We start from the raw sequence: 17,306 nt of genomic DNA, 5'->3' as shown, positions 1-17,306 counted from the left end.
GCTATCAGATACTGGTGCTATTCGGGATCATCGACGGCAGCTGGAACGTGTAGGGCATGGCTCTGCTCCTGTTCCGTTGACTAATCTCGATCTCTGCCAGTGCCAGGTCCTGCTGAAAATTACCGACTGCCTCATGCACCCGGGCATCTGTGAAGTAAGGCACTCGGGGGTCATCGCTGTACTGGCCGAAGGAATCGTACTGCACTCCACTCAACAGGTATTCAAATGACAGAGTGTACAGCGCGATGTCCAGCGGCGGGTACCAGCCAACCGCCTTGTCCTTGCTGCTGATCACGGTGCGTCTGGCCGGAAGCGGGTTGTAGATGCACCCCGAAACGCTGGGGCTGAACGACATGAGGGGATACTGCGCATAGTTGACCGAGGCATGCAGTGGCCCTGCAATGTAGATGATGTGCGAGACGATCTGCGTCAGATACTCAAGGCTGTCGATAACGAAAGGCTGCTGTTCGTCTCCGCTTGGCTTGAGGCCATTCAGGCCCTTGAAGTCAGCATACTTGGGGGAGACAAGTTCGTTGATGAAGCCCTGCAGCTCAGTATCGTTTGCGACCGCTGTGTCGTTGGCGTAATAGACTTCCAGATATGACCCGACGTAGCGTTTGATCGCTGTCCACAACAGCAATGTATCATCCCTGAAAGCGAATTCCGGCAGGCTGCTGGCATCGACGCCACGGAGTTCGAACAGTTTGTCAGGACTCTGCTCATCCCAGCGCCAGGTCTGCCTTGCTGCGGCTACCATGGCCAGAGATGATTCAACCTTCAGACCCACAGTATTGGCTACCACGCCGCCAGGAATAACGAGGCTGTGTATGGCATTGTCGTTGATATTCAACGTGAAACGAAAATGTGGAATGAGCAGCTGCAACAATGGGTGCTGCTCCGAGAGCTGGCGATGCGCAGCGACAATCATCGGATCCAGCGTGAGATGGCAGGCACCGAGATGAGCGACGTTTTCATGCTGCATGGCGCAAGCCACATTTACCAGAGTCTTGGCGAGTTGCCATTTCAGTCCCTTGGCATCGTTGGCGTTGGCACAATCATTCGGCGTGAAGATCGGCGCCGATTCAGTATCGTGTGTCTGCTGTAGCTGAATCGCGATGGGTTGCAATGCGGCGCCCCCGTCGGGATAGCCGGGGCCGGGCTCGTCATTCAGATAGAACAGTGCGATGGGTGCAGCGACATAGCGCTCTTCACCATGGTTGGGATCGGTTTTGGCCTCTGTCAGCATCGCATAGTCACAGACATAAAGGCGCTTGCTCCTTGCGGCAGCTTTCAGGGTTAGCCTGGCATTACCGGTCACCGACTGCAGCATGCCGTCTGTTACAGGCATCTTCCTGATCAGTGATGACAGGGGTGTTCCATAGAGTGGTGTATCCTTGTCCAGTCGCACGCCCGTCAGGATTGTCGTATTGAAGCCAGCCGTCTGGAGATAGCCAAAGTACCAGTCCTGCTCATACGGTTCAGCTTTAGCCTTCATCCAGGGTTGTCTGGCAATATCGAGTGTTTGCGGGGCCGGTAGAAGCTCGAACAGCTTCCGGTAATCCGCGATGCCCGTCGCCTGCAGATAGTCACGCTCGCCATCACGGTCGAGCATATTGAAGAGGGTCGATTTCAGCAGAGCCGTCGGGCCTTCACGAAGCAACTCTTCGAAAACGAGGTTCAGGCCGGTGGCCATACGCTCAAGATCCCCCGGGATCCTCACCATCCCTTCAAGGGCCCTGGGTACTTTGCTCAAGCTACCAAGCAGCCCCTTCAGATTTTCCAGATCTCGCTCAGGGTGGAAGATGCTCAGGTTGTCTTCAAGCTTGTCCCACGCTTTTTCGACGTCACGGATGGCCTCAGTCGGCAGGTCGCCTTCCAGCTCCTCGGCGAGTATGCCAAGGACCACACCTTTGAAATTCGCCGCCAGCCGAAGGAACACTGGCAGCACTTTAGCTGTGTAGGCCAGGGAGAACTCCTCACCCTTAGGCACGCCGGCCGATAGTGGAACATGCTCCAGATAGGACTGCATATAGTTGTAGGACGTTCGCGCCAGAGAGAGCTGAAACGCTCGCTGCGCCTGGGCTGTCGGTGTGTCGTTCTGGGGAAGTGAGGGAACAGGATTGCTGGATGAGGCATCGATCATCATCTTTTCCTTACATCAAAGAAGCGAGATTATATTGATCGAGAATTATTCTCGGTGCCTATTAGGTATAGATGGGGGCGAGGAGAAGTGCGAAAATGATCCTCAGGGTCCTGTCGACTGTTGCGCATAAGCGAGAACAACTCGGGCTTCCGTTTCGCCCATATTCTGGATGTCATGATGTCGAGCCTGTTTCCTACCGTTATTCAGCAGCCCCCGCAGCGACTAATATTCGAGTTTTCATGCCGTCCCAGACTGAAAAGATGGTGCTTGCTTCTCGGCTTGTTTTCTATGTTTGCGAGCATTTTGCCCTGCCAGGCAGACGATAAGATGGCTGCTTCCGAGCCCCCGCTGACGCTTGGATTCGTAGAGTTTCCTCCCGCCTCTTACGTGGATGACGCCGGCCAGCCAGCAGGGCATCTGCTGGACCTCGGCCAGCGCGCCCTGGAACGGGCAGGCTATCGCTGGAAAGCAAAACACTATCCCGCAAACCGGCTGGCAGCCTATCTTGGCACAGGCGACGTCGATCTCTTCCTTGGCATTACCACCATTCCCGGTTTCAAGGGGAACATTCTCGCTGGTGAAATGACCATCGCCCGAATCGAACTGCGTGCCTACAGCAAGGGTGAGGCACCTGCGGTCCAACGCTGGGAAGACCTGCAAGGCAAGATAGTCATCGTGTTGCGGGGTTACAGCTACGGTGGCTGGATAAACAGGATCAAGGACCCATCCACTGGTATTAGTGCACTTGAAGTCGACGACCATGCCCAGGCGCTCAAGGTCCTGAACCTTGGTCGCGGCGACATCCTGCTCGACTATGCTGGCCCGGTCGACGCGGCGCTCAAGCAGGTCGAGGTGCCTGACCTGCACAGCACGCTGATTTCCCTCCTCGAGTGCAAGTTCATCGTGTCCAGAAAAACGCCTCGGGCAAAAAGACTCTTGCGGGATCTTGAAGCGGCTTTTGTGAGCCTGCGGGAGAGTGAGGCAGTGTTCTGACCTTCGCGCGGGAAGCTCCAGACGGTTTAGCGTGAGGCCTCTATCAGTTCGAGCACCAGCTCCGGTGGCCGACAGATTTTCGCGCCAGCCAGTGCCACCACCACAGGCCTGTTGATGAGCTTCGGATGCTCGGCCATTGCAGTCAGACGATCCTCATCACTCGTTGCATCGCTACCTAGTCCGAGTGTCTTGAATAATTCTTCATTCTGGCGCATCAAGTCTTTTACTGAGATGCCCATCTGCTCTACCAGCGAAGCCAGCGTGGCCTCGTCCGGCGGGTTCTTCATATAGTCGATCACGGTGGGCTCGATGCCGGCGTTCAGCATGAGCTTGAGTGTTTCCCGAGACTTGCTGCAAGCAGGATTGTGATAGATGGTGATGTCCACAAGTGGCTCCGAAGGTTGTGTCAGGCATAAAAAAAGCCAGCCCTTGCGGGGCTGGCTTTTCGATGTTTGGTGGAGACGGCGGGAATTGAACCCGCGTCCGCCAATCCTCTGCCATCGGCTCTACATGCTTAGTTTCCCTCTATTGATCTAGCCGTAAACGACCCGGGGGGCAGGGTGTAAACAGCGATTCTCCTTAAAGTTTCGCCAAGTGGTCGGAGACGTCCCTCTTGGCTAGCTTATTATGATGACACTCAGTACCGCGATATAAGCATCTTGGAGTGAGCGCTAACAGGGGTTTAGGCTGCTAGTCGGGTTTCCCCGTAGTTGGCATCGTTTGCAACTAGTGTTTTCAGAGATTGGAGTACGTGAGTCTCTGCCCTCACGACATGCACCTTTGGGTTTGTAATCGGCGTCGAAACCATATCGTCCCCAGGATCAGTCAGTATACGACACTGACTGCTTCATATATAGAGCCAGACAGGCAAATTTCAAGTGGTCGAAGCCACAACGGAGCTAAAAAAAACGATGACAGCCTTGCAAGGTCTCAAGACCAGTCATCTGCACCAGATGGTTCTATGGGTACTGGCCGGCCTACCCGATAGCCCTGCAGATAATCCACGCCAATGCTGGCGAGCAGGTCAATCGTTGCTGTGTTCTCGACATACTCTGCGATGGTCTCGACGCCCAACGCCCTGGCGACTTCGTGAATCGAGCGGACCATTGCCTGATCAACCACATCGTTCGCCATGTTGGTGATAAACCTGCCGTCGATCTTCACGAAGTCGACCGGGAGACTTTTCAGATAACCATAAGAGGAAAAACCACTGCCGAAATCGTCCAGGGCGAAGCGAATGCCTGCCTGATTCAGGCGGTTCATCAACTCGACGGTGTTGTCCAGACGCTGGGTCGCAATCGACTCGGTGATTTCGAGGCAGAGCAATTGCCCATCAACATCATGACGCTCCAGTTCATCCAGGATATGATCGGCGAGCGCCGGATCACTCAGGGACTGACCACTGAGATTGATGGCGATATGAGTCAGGCCAGGCTGCGTCGTCATCAACTGAGCTACATTGGCCAAAGCGGTCGAGATCACCCAGCGGTCGATGCGCGGCATCAGGTGGTAGCGCTCGGCCACCGCGAGAAAACTGGCCGGCGCCATCAAGGTGTCATCATCGTCACGCAGGCGCAAGAGTACCTCCAGCCCGAAGCTGTTCTCGATAGCCGTCGTGCGAACGATCGCCTGGGTGTGAAGCACGAACAGTGAGTCGTCCACTGCGCGGGTCAGCTTCGTCACCAGGGCCATGTCGTTGCGGCGACCCACTAGCCCGTCCGCATTGCCGGTATACACCCTGTACTGGTGGCGCCCACTCTCCTTGGCTTCATGACAGGCGCTATCGGCCATGCTCATCACCAGCTCTGCCGAACTATGGCCGCCGCGGAAGTGCGCTATGCCTAAGCTCACGCCGAGACTGAACATCTTGCCGCCCTCGCAGAAACGATAGTCCTGAACGGTACGCAGGATGTCTGCTGCCACGAGCTCGGCATCTGCGAGTGTGGTGTGCGCCAGCAGCACACCGAATTCGTCGCCACCAAGTCGGGCGAGTACGTCCTCCGCGCGAAGGGCCTGGCGCAGTAATTGACTGATTTCGTTCAGCAGACGGTCGCCTGCAGGATGGCCACAGGTGTCATTGACGATCTTGAACTGATCGAGATCCAGATACAGCATGCAGTGTCCAATGTCAGCTTTCCTGTGCACGACCTGCTTCAATACATCATTGAAATAGCGCCGATTATGTAACTCGGTCAGGGGGTCATGCATGGCGAGCCAGGCCAGCGCACGCTCCTGCTTCAGACGCTCTGTAACATCGGTCACGGCCCCTTCTATCAGCTGGTCATCGTCGCTCGTCGTCTCGGTCAGTCGCATGTTCAGCGACACCTGTAGCTCAGCACCACTTCGGCTGCGGAAGGTGGCGATCCGGTTTACCAGCTTGCCCTCGGCTTTCAGCTCTTCGATAAGCGCCTGGCGGCTGGCTGGCTCGGCGTAGGCGTGAATGATCTCGCCATTGATGGCTCGCCGCATGGTCTCGAAACTGTCATAGCCGAGCATACTGACGAGGGCAGAATTGGCGCGAATCAACTGACCGCGCACGCTGGTAACGAAGAGACCTTCGACAGCCTGCTCATAGAGCTCTTCGAAACGCTGCAGGTGGCCGATGGCCTCTCCCTGGGCACGCAGTCGTTGCTGCTTCTCATCATTTATCAGATCGGCCACAGCCATCGCGAGCGCTATGACGCTGGCGACCATACCGAAAGTCGCGGCCATGTCAGTGAACTGTGTATAGGGTAGCCATTGAAACCGGATCGCGGCCGAAGCTGTTGCACCGGCCAGCACCCAGCTCATCGACAACAGGTAGAGACGAGCTGAGCTGCTGCCTCGCAAACACTGGCGTAGCGCCAGTACGGCACTGACCAGGAGACAGAAAAGACAGAAGGACAGCGTGACTGGCAACATGAGCGGATAGGGCAGCAGCAGACCAGCTGCGCTGAAGATGAGCGATGCCACTAGGGCAAGGTGCAGCAGTCGCCGGGCTCTCGGTGAGCTTTCGAGAAAGCAGCTGGCAAACCAGAAATGGGCAGCCAGTGCGGTGGTGATCACCACTACCCGCAACTCGTCTGGCCAAACCAGACCACTCGGCCAGAAATACTGATACCAGAACCCCGACTGCGCTGCGAACAGGGCATTGATGCTGAACGCAAATACGCCGAAAGCCGCGAAAACGGTTTCCTTTGTGCGTAGCCAGATGAGCAGATTATAAAGGCTGGTAATGAGCAGAATGCCAAAAACCCCACCAAATATGGTGTACAGGACCAGACGGTCATATTCGAAGTTGTCCTGAGTCATCGCCCAAAAAGGCACGATCATGTTGCCTCTGGTCTGCGCTCTTGTCAGCACGTCGACACTCCCGCCAGGCTGCACCTGCACGGGAAAGGCATGGGAAACATAAGGTAACGGTCGACTGTCGAAGGGTCTTCGATCTCCGCTGCTATGATGTATCCAGTCTTCAGCGGGTGTTGAGGCCTCGTTATCGCCGCTGGGTCTTACATAGAGATCAACCTGATCCATTGCCGTGTAGTCCAGCAGGAGTACCAGGTCAGAAGTCTCGGACTCATTTAGTACAGTCGTACGGAACCAGTAAGCAGTCGAGGTGAAGCCAAAGTTTGGCACATCGGCTTCCGCCTGGCGCCAGTGCGAGTCAGGCAGAGCCGCCAGGTCTCCGATGGTCAGGTCGCCACTGTCATCGACCAGGTATTGGAGTTGGGTGCCGATCAGAACCGATGGGGTATCGCCACTGATAGTGACTGCGTCTTGCGGGCCGCTGGCTTCGGTGGCCGAAGCGATCAGGATGATCAGGGCACAGCAAAGTCCTCGCAGAATCTGCAGAACCTCTCGGAAAACTAGCGAAATACGAGACATGGGACGACTCACCGCTGGATAAGTCGCGGAGTATAACCGTTTTCAGCCGGGCGAAGATTGATCCTGTGGCGAAAGGCTGGCCAATAGCGACATCAGTTCTGACACATTGACCGGTTTCACAAAGTGATGCGCGAACCCTGCCGCAGTCGTCTGCTGACGATCCCTCTCCTGCCCATAACCGGTCACGGCGATCAGCGTACTCTTGCTTGTCCCGGGCTGGGCGCGTAGCTGCCTGGCCAGTTCGTTGCCGTCCATGTCGGGCAAGCCGATATCGAGCAGGCAGACGTCGGGTACCTCAGTCGAAGCCCTGGTCAGTGCGCTTTCGGAGCTGTGCTCCACGCTGACGTCATGGCCAGCGGCTTCCAAAAGCATCGCGAGCATGTCTGCCGCGTCCTTGTTGTCATCGACTACCAGAATCTTCAATGCCGAACTCTCATTGCTGCCCTGATTCATCTCACTGGTATGAGAGGCGGCATTCGATTCAGGCTGTACTCGGGGTAGCCTGACGGTAAATACGCTACCTTCTCCGGTGGCCTGACTCTCTGCGTCGACGTTGCCGCCATGAAGCTCCACGAGCCGTTTGACGAGCGCGAGACCAATCCCGAGGCCCCCAGGGGATCGGTCCGAGCTTCGCTTGGCTTGTGTGAACAGCTCGAACGCCGAGGGAATGAGTTCGGGCACAATGCCGATGCCATTGTCGCTCACCACGAATACAGCATCGGTGCCCTGTGCCTCAGCACTGATGCGAATCCGCCCACCTTCGGGGGTATATTTGGCCGCATTGTTCAGCAGGTTGCTCAGTACCTGCACAAGTCGCTTCCTGTCACCTTTCACCCATATCTGTTCCCTAACCACTTGGACCTCGATCTCGTGCTGTCTGGCTTCGATAAGTGGGCGGACCTGCTCGACGGCAGCAGCCACAACGGTTTCAGCGTCCAGTATTTCATCGGCCAGACTGATCAGCCCTCGTGTCACACGTGATACATCCATCAGGTCATCCACCAGGCTGGTCATGTGATTGACCTGACGCGATATAATCTCACTGGTCTGCTGCGCGCGCGCGGGGTCGACCTGTCGGCTCTGCAGGAGATCTGCGGCGGCACTGATCGGCGCAAGTGGATTGCGCAACTCATGCGCGAGCATGGCCAGAAACTCGTCCTTGCGCTGGTCTGCTTCCTTGAGCCGCTCTACGATGCGCTTCCGCTGTGTGACGTCGCGATAGAATATGGCCACGCCGCCTTCAGGAACAGGATACATCCGTAATTCGATAATACTCGGAAGCTCTCTTCCGAAATCGAAATTCTGCTCACAGGTTACTGGCTGCCGAAGCTTCATCACATCGCCGTGACAAGTTTCCAGGGTCTCGTGCGAGAGCTCAGGCCATATGCTCCAGAAGTTTCGACCCTTGACTGGAGTGTCGCTGACTTCACTGATCCTGAGGCCCGCGGCGTTGATCTGCAAAATCCTCCATTCAGCATCAACGATGGCAAACCCTTCGGTCATGCTGTCGAATATATGCTGGCTCCGGTCACACTGTGCCCTCAGCTCAGCCTGCGCACGGGCGTTCTCGACGGCAGACCAGCAGCGGCCAGCCATGTCCTGCGTCAGCTGCAGATCAAGATCGGTCCAATGGTAGGGTCGATTCTGATGCAACTGAAGTACGATACGCAGCTTGCCGGATTTGACCAGTGGTATGGCGATGAAGGCCTGAATGCCAGCCTGTTCATACACCGAGGCATGGTCTGCCGTTCGCGTATCCGTCACGACATTACGCACTACGACTGAGTGGCCGAGTGTAAGATCGGTGATGATGTCGCTGGCGAAATCGTCGAGATGGCGATAAAACCCTGCCACGCTGCTCGCACCTTTCTGGGTCCAGTCCTGCCTGATCAGGAAGCTCCGCTCATCTTCATCGATTTCGGAAAACAGTACACGTGAGACATCGAGCTCCTGCCCCAGGATACGAATCGCGCTGCTCACGATCTCGGAAGGGGCAGCAATTGGTGAAAGACTATCGGTGAGCCTCAGCTGGAAGGCGTTTCTTCGTTCACTCAGGACCTGGGCGGTGGTCTCGGTGACTGTGCAGAACATACCGCCTATCTCACCGGATGCTGCCTCTATAGGTGAATAACAGAAGGTGAACCAGGCGTGCTCGGGGAAACCCTTGCGATCGACCACCAGTGGCATGTTTTCATGGAAGGTGGCCTCGCCCGCCAATGCCTTTTTGACGATTGGCCTGATATCGGTCCAGATTTCCTGCCAGACCTCTTGGAAGGGTTCACCAAAGGCTGCCGGGTGCTTATTGCCCATTATCCGCGAATATTGATCATTATAGATAAAGGCCAGCTGCGGCCCCCATGCCACGAACATGGGGAAGTGGGAGTCGACCATCAGCCTGACTACAGTCATGAGCTCTTTCGGCCAGCTGGAAGGCGGACCAATAGACGAGGACGACCAGTGTTGGCCGTGCAGCAGATCCGCGACAGTAGTGCCGTGGTCGGTCATGGGAGCGTGATTCAACATGGCTTTGAGTCTCTTACACACGTGCCTGCGCTCAAAGGAAAAAGGCTATGGCATTCGGGATATCGTTTCAAGTTGCTCTAGTGCGCGTGGTGACTGAGCCAAGCCCTAGCGGTAGCTGAACCTGTAAACCCAGTAACCAAGATACTCGCGTATCGCTTCCTGAGTCATCGCGAGGCTACCAGCATCAGGTAAGAAGCCGAGAAGCACCGGCCCCTGTTGATCTGTTACGCGGATGTCAGTAGGAAAGGGCACAATCTCAGGCTGCCAGTTAGCGCTGCCGAGTTTCTCGGCATAATACTCGAAGAGGTAGTTCGAGCGTGGCATGTGATAAGCAGACGTTATCAGGATGAGGCGCTGATAGCCGAGAGACCGAGCCAGCGGTAACGTGAACTCGGCATTCTGAGCGGTGTTCCTGCTATCCGGCTCAAGTATGATTGCGCTGTCGGGTACGCCCAGTTGAAGCAGAATCATCTTTTGATAATCCGCCTCCGAGCCTAGACCGGGTTGGGGGAATACCTGCCCGCCACTCACAAGGATGCGTTCGGCCTTTCCAGCTTTGAACAGCAATGCAGCCTGCAGAACACGATCGGCAGCCGCATTCAGGTCTGCATACACTCGAGGCGGTTTCGGCAACTGCACGCCCCCACCCAGAAGGACAATCGCATCTGCTTCTTCGATGTCCTCTGCAGCATGAATGTCATGAGCATTTTCGAGACTTCCCCAAATCCAGTTCGAGAACCAGGGTGATGCGGTGATCCAGAGAAGGCTGAATCCGGCGAACGCAAGATTCCGGAGTAGCGTCTGATCAAGCCGCCATGCCATGACGGCGATGATGAGGAGAAGACACAGGCACCAGGTAGTAGGGTAGAGCAGATAGGGCAGCAGCTTGTTCCAGATCATGCCTGCTGCATGCCATTATTGTTTGACGTGTTCACGGACGATTCGCTGCTTTGAGCGTTCCCAGTCGCGATCCTTTTCCGTTTCGCGCTTGTCGAAGTCCTTTTTGCCCCGAACGATGGCGATTTCGCACTTCACCTTGTTGTCTTTCCAATAAAGGGACAAGGGTACGCAGCTCATGCCTTCCTGTTGCGTCCGTCCGAGAATCTTTCCGAGTTCCCGCTTGTTCAGCAACAACTTGCGATAGCGTGTCGGCTCGGCGATGACGTGAGTCGAGGCTTCCTTCAAGGGAGTGATATGGGCGTTGAGCAACCAGGCTTCTTCATTCTTCATGAATATGAATGAGTCGACCAGTTGACACTTGCCCGCTCTCAGGCTTTTGACCTCCCAGCCAAGCAGGACGAGACCAGCTTCGAATTTGTCTTCGATGTGGTAGTCGAAACGCGCCTTCTTGTTACGAGCTATAGTGCCCGGACTGTCTTTCTTCTTTGAATTTGCCAAAATGACCTGATCTGTTTCGGGTGATTCGTTACTATCGAATATTGATATCGGCATTCGCCGGCCGGGAATCGTAGCATACTCCGGCGCAGGCGCACATTCTAACACGGAGCAGGCGCTAGCACTCCGGGCTCAGGACGGTTTTCTTGGAATCAGTACAGCACGTTATCAATAAGCCAAACTCCGTTGCGGTAGCTGGGCTTTGCATTGTTCTGGGTTTCAGTGTGTTCTGGGAGTTCCCGAGACTGATCATCGAGTATGGCCTGCTTGATGTCGCTCTGGTGTACTGCCTGAGCACCTTGCTGCTGGTCGGTCCGGCTATTTACGTGCAGCTGCGTTTCGCCAATGTAGTGCGCGCCCAAACGCAACGTCACCCCAATAGCCGCAGGGCTAATGCGCGCTTCAGCAACCTGCTGGGCTTCTGTCTCGCACAACCACATGCGCCGCTCATGCGCGTGACTGCATTCGCCTTGATCCTGAGTCTTACTGGTCTGCTCTGTGCCTACCTTAACTTCGGCTCTGAACTCCTCGGGGTACTACTGAAGACTGTCCTCATCAATTTCCAGCCGCAGTCAGGGCCAGCCGGACTCCCCTATGACAGCTTGCCAATCGCTGATACGTCGGTGCAGCTGTTGACACTGGTGGTCTTCGCTCTGTTTCTGTTGCTACCGTGGATCCGCTTCTCAATGCATGGACTTGCGCGGCCCGGGTTGATCGGGTTGGTGCTCGTGGCCTTTATTCTGGTCCTGTGCCTCCGCCATAGCTGGATCTTTGGCGATCGCGGCGCCGCACTGGCCTTCATGTTTGCTGGCGAGGGCACTCGGATCAGTGTGACGATGGTGCTGGATGTGTTGCTCTATACAGTGTTCGCACTGGCTGCGGCCTCTGGAGTCTATTGTCTCTTTGGAGAAAAGCAGCTGACTGGTGGCGGGCTGGCTACCCGTACCGGACTTTTTGCAGCAGCTCACCTGGCGGCCGGCGCACTCGTGACCTTCGTCATGCTCGCCTGGTCTGCCCAGGCATCGCTTATCAGTAGCGATCCCTTCACGCTGATATATGTCGCACTGCCGGAGGCCCTGCACTCCATTCCACAGGGTCGCTTCTACCTTTCCTGTTTCTATGTGCTGACCTGCCTGCTGTGCTGGAGCACTGCGATGTACCTGACAGCGCCGCTCGTGACCTATGTGTCCGAGCGGACGGGCATGAGTCTGAAAATGGCGGGATTGCTGGTGGTGCTGGTCATTCTGCTGTTCGCGCTCTATTTCACTTTTCTGCAAGGAAGTCTGTTACAGCTCACTGCATTCCAGTGGCTCAACTTTCTTCTCGCGGCTATGATTCTGCCGGCAAGTCTGGGGCTGTTGTTGACGAGCATGCTCTGGACGGCACCACCGGGCAGCCAGTCGAGTCGGTTTGGGCTGAGCGCCCTGATCGGTTTGAGTGTGGTATTCGCCATGCTGGCGGCAGGCCACGCCAGTCAGCGCCTGTGCAAGGTGGACGGCTCGGATTTACTGGTCATGTGCGCCGAACCGATGGGGACTCAAGTCCATGAATCAGATGCCGCCAGCATACCAAAGCGTGCGCCGTCTGATGCAGGGCCTGACACACTGTCGAACGAGCTTGGAAAGCCAGCTGAGTCCGATGTCGAGGCAGTATTGGATTCAGAGGCTGGCGCGTCGTCTGAGCCTGGCGACGAAACGGCTGCAGGCCTTCCACCTGATACCGCGACTGCTGCAGAAGATGAAGAAGCCCAGCCTAGGTCAGAGGATGCCACCTTATCGACACCCGGGCCTTCGATAAAATCACTCGAAAATGGACAGGACACCCAGCAGCCTTGAAAAGATGTAGAAGAAATCAGATAAGACAGCGTTACGGGGCCCGGCGTGGCTGAAATAGTCAAATCAGCACTCATTCTGCGCACGCCTGTGCAGATGTTTGAACTCGTCAACGATGTGAAGGCTTATCCACAATTTCTACCCTGGTGTCGTCGGGTCGCCGTACTGTCGGCCTGCGATAATTCCATGACGGCCAGCCTGACGGTCGGCAAGGGCCGGGTGGTCCACTCCTTCACCACTAAAAACATACTCAGCCCGCACGAATCGATTCATATGCAGCTCGTAGACGGGCCTCTTTCGCGCTTGCAGGGCACCTGGCAGTTCAAGGCCCTGGGGCCTGATGGCTGCAGAGTGACGCTGGCGCTGGATTATGGCCTCACGGGAAGACTGTCTGCGCTGGCGGCAGAGTCGGTATTGCAGTCGATGGCTGGAGAGGTCATGGACGCTTTTATCAAGCGGGCAGGCGAACTGTATTGAAAGTGGAGGTGGCCTACGCGCGACCGGAGCGGCAGGTAGTCATCGCTGTCGATTTGCCCGAGGGTAGTTCGGTCATCGATGCGATCCAGGCTTCGGCAATGACAGTGCACTTTCCTGAGTTAGCCTCGGGACAGCACGCCGTCGGTGTTTTCGGCAAAGTGGTCAATGAGCCTGCCAGACGAGTGCTCAAAGACGGCGAGCGGATTGAAATTTATCGACCTCTGCTTATTGATCCTAAAACCCAGCGCCTGGCCAGGGCCCGAAAGACCTAGTCACAGGGGCGGTTGATTTATTGGCGCCGTTCAACGCCCCGGGTCTGGGTGATGGTGGCCTCTTCAACAAGCGTTTCTGCTTCTCTCAAACCGCGCACCTTATACACTTCACCTGGATTGGCTAGCTCGGGCGGCAGGAGATCCAGTTTGGCTATTCGCGTCAATGAGTCGCCTTCAAATTCCAGCCTGATGTGCTGCTTGCGGATCTTGCCGCCCGACAGCTGGATGGTGTAAACATAGTTTTCATAGTCATTGGTGAAGACCGGCTCCAGCAGCGGGGAGCCTAACAGGTAGTGAACCTGCTCCCGTGTCATACCCACTGCCAGTGTCTCGGTGGCGTCCTTTTCAACAATGGTGCCTTGCTGCACGTCTATCTTGTATACCCCTGGGAAAGCGCAGCCTGACGCGCTCCCCAGTACCACAGCAATGACGGAAATGTGTATCGCCTGTCTGCGAAGCCCCCGAACCGTTGCTACCTGACGTCGGAATGATGCAAGGCTGACAAAGCTGGTCATGGCCGAGATAAAATGAGAGAGGTGGTTTGAAAGCATGATATAGGCGACGCAGATGTTCGGTGGATAGGACGCAAAAAAGCTTCGGGCATTGTACGCGCTCTGCTCGTCGTTTCAACAGAGCTCTAGTGATTCTCACTGCCCATGAGGGTAGACTATCGGCACGAAGCCAAACAATGGAAGACTGTTTTGACCACATACGACAATGCTGATTTGAAGAAAGCTGGCCTGAAGATCACTGTGCCACGCCTGAAAATACTGGATTTGCTCGAGCAGGCCGAAAACCGTCATATGAGCGCTGAGGAAGTCTACAAGCGCTTGATGGAAGAGGGCAACGATGTTGGGCTGGCCACGGTGTATCGCGTTCTGACCCAGTTCGAAAGCGCCGGATTGGTCCTTCGGCATAACTTCGAAGGTGGTCACTCGGTCTTCGAACTCAACCATGATGATCACCACGATCATATGGTGTGTTCTGAAACAGGCACAGTGATCGAGTTCTGCGATCCGGTGATCGAAAAGCGACAGCGGGAAATCGCCGAAGAGCACGGCTATTCCCTCGTCGATCACAGCCTGATTCTGTACGTGAAACCCAAGTCTTCAGGGTCTAACAGGAACTGAGCCTGTCGCGTCCGTTTCTTCAGGACGCGAGCTGAAGCATCTCCTCGGCATGGGCCAGGGTTTTCCGCGTAATTTCTATTCCACCAAGCATTCTGGCAATTTCTGCGGTTCTTGCCTTGCCCTCGAGATGCCTCGCACTCGACTTGGTCGCACCGTCCTCGACCGCCTTGCTCACCATGAGATGTTGATGGGCGCATGAGGCGACCTGTGGCAAGTGAGTAATGCACAGGACCTGGGAGTGCGCGCCAATCTCCTTGAGCATGCGGCCGACAATTTCAGCCGTTCCGCCACCGATACCCACATCGACCTCATCGAAGACGATAGTCGGCATGGCTTGCTTGGCGACTGTAGCGACCTGTATGGCCAGGCTGATACGGGATAGTTCACCGCCAGAGGCGACCTTGCGCAGCGGCTTGCGGGGTTGCCCAGGGTTCAGGCTGATGCAGATTTCAACGCGTTCGCTGCCTGTAGGCGAAGGCTCATCCAAAGGCCTTAGCTCGAATGCCAGATCAGCCTTGATGTCCAGCGCCTTGAGCTGAGCTACCACCTTCGCGCCCAGCTCATCTGCTACCACATGACGCTGCTTGCCGAGCTTTTCGCTCAGTGTCGTCAAGGTCTTTTCTGCAGCCTTGCAGGTGGCTTCGAGCACCTCGGGATCAACAACGTTGGCCGCAAGCTCGGCCAGTTCCGTGCTCAGCTGCTCATAGGTCGACTCCAGTTCCTGAGGCTCACAATGATGCTTGCGTGCCAGTAAATAAATCTGGCTGAGTCGTGCCTCGACTTCGCGAAGTCGCTCGGGATCGACATCGACCGCATCGACGCTATGTCGAACATCACTATCGACTTCCTCTATCCGTATACGCGCCTCTTCAATCATGTCTACCGTGCTCGATAGCGCCGGCAGAAATTGCAGGGCCTGCTTGAGACAGCTGGACAACTGTTTGAACTGGTCGTTGAGGCCGCCCTCACCAGCGAGCAGGTTTTCAGAGGCGTTATTCAGTAAGCCGAGGAGGTCTTCGGCATGTGCCAGCTGGTGCTGCTCTTCTTCCAGTTGCTCGACTTCCCCGGTCTTCAGGGCCAGTTGGTCGAACTCTTCTACCTGATAGGTCAGGAGCTGCAGTTTGGCTTGCGAGTCCGCAGCGCCCGATCGGATGGCGCTGAGTCGTGCGTTGAGCTGCTTCCAGTTGCTGAAGGCGAAGCCAACTTCGGCCTTCAGCGTATCGAGACCACCGTAACTGTCCAGCAGCCTGGTCTGCGCGCCTGCCTGCATGAGGGCATGATGCTCATGCTGGGCATGAATATCGAGCAGCTGTGCGCCAAGTACCTTCAGATCGGCCAGCGGTACCGGACTGCCGTTGATATAGGCCTTGGAGCGCCCCTCCTTGCTGATGGTGCGACGGATGATGCACTCGTCGCCATCCTGCAGTTCCTTTCCATTCAACCATTCCACAGCGGAGGCAAGACCGGTCAGGTCGAAGCTGGCGCTGATATCTGCCCTGTCGCTGCCGTGCCGCACGATATCGGCCGCCGCCCTGTCGCCAATGCAGAGACCGAGCGCTTCGAGCAAAATGGATTTGCCCGCACCGGTTTCTCCGCTGATGGCAGTCATACCCTTATGCCATTCAATGGTAAGACGGTCGGCTATCGCCAGGTTCTGTATGGAAAGCTCGGTTAGCATCTGCGGCACCTTTCATCAGCTGAGTTTGGAAAGCTTCGGGCTACGCCAGTACAAATCAGCCCTCGTTCGATAGCTGTTAATATATACAGTGCTGTTTAAATAAACAACTGCTCCTTCGTCATTTCGAGCCATTGGCTCTTGAATTCACGTGGCCAGCCCCCATCAATGCGATACGGAATAATTTGGGTAGCTATTTCAGGAGCTGACATGGCAATTGATGAGAATTCGGGCAGACAGTCGGACGAGCAGTCTGAAGAGCAAAGCATGCAGGCAGACAAGCACGATCAGTCTCACCAGGGAGACCAGGAAGACGCCCTCCATGCGGATACGGATCATGCTGGAGACTATGAGGAAGAAGCGCTGTCAGCAACTGACAGCGAAGCCGACGACGCCAGCCGTGCCGATCAATCCGGCGCTGTAGACATCGCAGCGCTGCTTGGGAATACGGCTGAGCTGAACAAGCGGCTCGCGGACCAGCATGAGCAGATGCTCCGCATCCAGGCAGAGATGCAGAACGTTCAGCGTCGGGCAGACAGCGACGTCGAACGGGCGCGCAAGTTTGCATTGGAGCGGTTTGTGAAGGAGCTGTTGCCGGTGGTGGACAGTCTGGAAAAGGCGCTAGAAGCTGAACCTGGCGACAGCCAGTCTGAGGCTGTGATGCGGGAAGGGGTGGAGATGACGCTCGGACTACTTGTCAATGCGCTGAAGAAATTTGATGTGGAGCCCATAAATCCTGTCGGGTCGCCCTTCAACCCGGAATTGCATGAAGCCATGTCCATGGTGGCCAATCCAGATATGGCGCCAAATTCAGTCATGGCTGTGCTTCAGAAAGGCTACACCCTCTCCGGGCGGCTATTACGGCCGGCTATGGTCATCGTTGCCAAGGCACCCTGATACATAAAGTATGCCGATCGAGCGGTGTGGGGCTTGAAAAGGCCAAAACTGCCGCAATATTGATCGCAGGAACAAGAATTCGTTCTTATCCAGTCCAGCGGCAGG

The 17,306-nt window shown here is 56.0% G+C and carries 14 protein-coding genes and 1 other RNA gene; 6 read left to right on the top strand and 9 right to left on the bottom strand.

Features of this window, described 5'->3' with window-relative positions:
- Window positions 1–4: 4 nt before the first annotated feature.
- On the bottom strand, window positions 5–2,146 hold the full coding sequence (locus ABD735_RS17385) for a lipoxygenase family protein (RefSeq protein WP_344808820.1): 2,142 nt from the start codon (window positions 2,144–2,146) through the stop codon (window positions 5–7).
- 324 nt (window positions 2,147–2,470) lie between these two features.
- Here ABD735_RS17385 and ABD735_RS17380 point away from each other — a divergent pair, with 324 nt between their 5' ends.
- Complete coding sequence (locus ABD735_RS17380; RefSeq protein WP_344808818.1) at window positions 2,471–3,136, top strand: substrate-binding periplasmic protein; 666 nt, start codon at window positions 2,471–2,473, stop codon at window positions 3,134–3,136.
- 26 nt (window positions 3,137–3,162) lie between these two features.
- On the opposite strand, the gene arsC is transcribed toward ABD735_RS17380, so the two are convergent.
- The 6 genes from arsC to smpB all read right to left on the bottom strand — a co-directional run bounded on the left by arsC (window position 3,163) and on the right by smpB (window position 10,975).
- Window positions 3,163–3,522, bottom strand: a complete 360-nt coding sequence (gene arsC / locus ABD735_RS17375; protein ID WP_344808815.1) for an arsenate reductase (glutaredoxin) — start codon at window positions 3,520–3,522, stop codon at window positions 3,163–3,165.
- Window positions 3,523–3,589: 67 nt separating this feature from the next.
- Window positions 3,590–3,953: a transfer-messenger RNA gene (gene ssrA / locus ABD735_RS17370) on the bottom strand.
- 113 nt (window positions 3,954–4,066) lie between these two features.
- A complete protein-coding gene (locus ABD735_RS17365; RefSeq protein WP_344808813.1) occupies window positions 4,067–7,000 on the bottom strand; it encodes an EAL domain-containing protein in 2,934 nt (977 codons plus the stop codon).
- A 42-nt stretch (window positions 7,001–7,042) separates the two neighbouring features.
- A complete protein-coding gene (locus tag ABD735_RS17360) occupies window positions 7,043–9,523 on the bottom strand; it encodes a hybrid sensor histidine kinase/response regulator (protein ID WP_344808811.1) in 2,481 nt (826 codons plus the stop codon).
- A 105-nt stretch (window positions 9,524–9,628) separates the two neighbouring features.
- The gene (locus ABD735_RS17355) at window positions 9,629–10,423 is read right to left on the bottom strand and encodes a YdcF family protein (protein WP_344808809.1); all 795 of its coding nucleotides are present in this window, start codon (window positions 10,421–10,423) and stop codon (window positions 9,629–9,631) included.
- A gap of 15 nt (window positions 10,424–10,438) precedes the next feature.
- Window positions 10,439–10,975 (bottom strand): SsrA-binding protein SmpB, encoded by a 537-nt coding sequence (smpB, locus tag ABD735_RS17350; RefSeq protein WP_344808807.1) that lies wholly within the window; start codon window positions 10,973–10,975, stop codon window positions 10,439–10,441.
- An 89-nt stretch (window positions 10,976–11,064) separates the two neighbouring features.
- Here smpB and ABD735_RS17345 point away from each other — a divergent pair, with 89 nt between their 5' ends.
- The 3 genes from ABD735_RS17345 to ABD735_RS17335 are packed head-to-tail and all read left to right on the top strand — an operon-like array spanning window position 11,065 to window position 13,499.
- Window positions 11,065–12,753 (top strand): hypothetical protein, encoded by a 1,689-nt coding sequence (locus ABD735_RS17345; RefSeq protein WP_344808805.1) that lies wholly within the window; start codon window positions 11,065–11,067, stop codon window positions 12,751–12,753.
- A gap of 45 nt (window positions 12,754–12,798) precedes the next feature.
- Complete coding sequence (locus ABD735_RS17340) at window positions 12,799–13,227, top strand: type II toxin-antitoxin system RatA family toxin (protein WP_344808803.1); 429 nt, start codon at window positions 12,799–12,801, stop codon at window positions 13,225–13,227.
- Between the two features lie 2 nt (window positions 13,228–13,229).
- Window positions 13,230–13,499, top strand: coding sequence for an RnfH family protein (locus ABD735_RS17335; protein WP_344809000.1), 270 nt, complete (start codon window positions 13,230–13,232; stop codon window positions 13,497–13,499).
- 17 nt (window positions 13,500–13,516) lie between these two features.
- On the opposite strand, the gene ABD735_RS17330 is transcribed toward ABD735_RS17335, so the two are convergent.
- The gene (locus ABD735_RS17330; protein ID WP_344808801.1) at window positions 13,517–14,050 is read right to left on the bottom strand and encodes an outer membrane protein assembly factor BamE; all 534 of its coding nucleotides are present in this window, start codon (window positions 14,048–14,050) and stop codon (window positions 13,517–13,519) included.
- 150 nt (window positions 14,051–14,200) lie between these two features.
- Here ABD735_RS17330 and fur point away from each other — a divergent pair, with 150 nt between their 5' ends.
- The gene (gene fur, locus ABD735_RS17325) at window positions 14,201–14,629 is read left to right on the top strand and encodes a ferric iron uptake transcriptional regulator (protein ID WP_344808799.1); all 429 of its coding nucleotides are present in this window, start codon (window positions 14,201–14,203) and stop codon (window positions 14,627–14,629) included.
- A 19-nt stretch (window positions 14,630–14,648) separates the two neighbouring features.
- On the opposite strand, the gene recN is transcribed toward fur, so the two are convergent.
- Window positions 14,649–16,307 carry a DNA repair protein RecN gene (gene recN, locus ABD735_RS17320; RefSeq protein ID WP_344808797.1) on the bottom strand — a complete coding sequence of 553 codons (1,659 nt, stop codon included), beginning with the start codon at window positions 16,305–16,307 and terminating at the stop codon, window positions 14,649–14,651.
- 207 nt (window positions 16,308–16,514) lie between these two features.
- Here recN and grpE point away from each other — a divergent pair, with 207 nt between their 5' ends.
- Window positions 16,515–17,201 (top strand): nucleotide exchange factor GrpE, encoded by a 687-nt coding sequence (gene grpE / locus ABD735_RS17315; protein WP_344808794.1) that lies wholly within the window; start codon window positions 16,515–16,517, stop codon window positions 17,199–17,201.
- The last annotated feature ends 105 nt before the right edge of the window (window positions 17,202–17,306 follow it).

This window comes from Allohahella marinimesophila (genome assembly GCF_039538005.1).
Taxonomy (GTDB): domain Bacteria; phylum Pseudomonadota; class Gammaproteobacteria; order Pseudomonadales; family Oleiphilaceae; genus Allohahella; species Allohahella marinimesophila.
The sequence above is the reverse complement of the archived record's forward strand: the minus strand, read 5'-3'. Positions and strand labels throughout refer to the sequence as shown.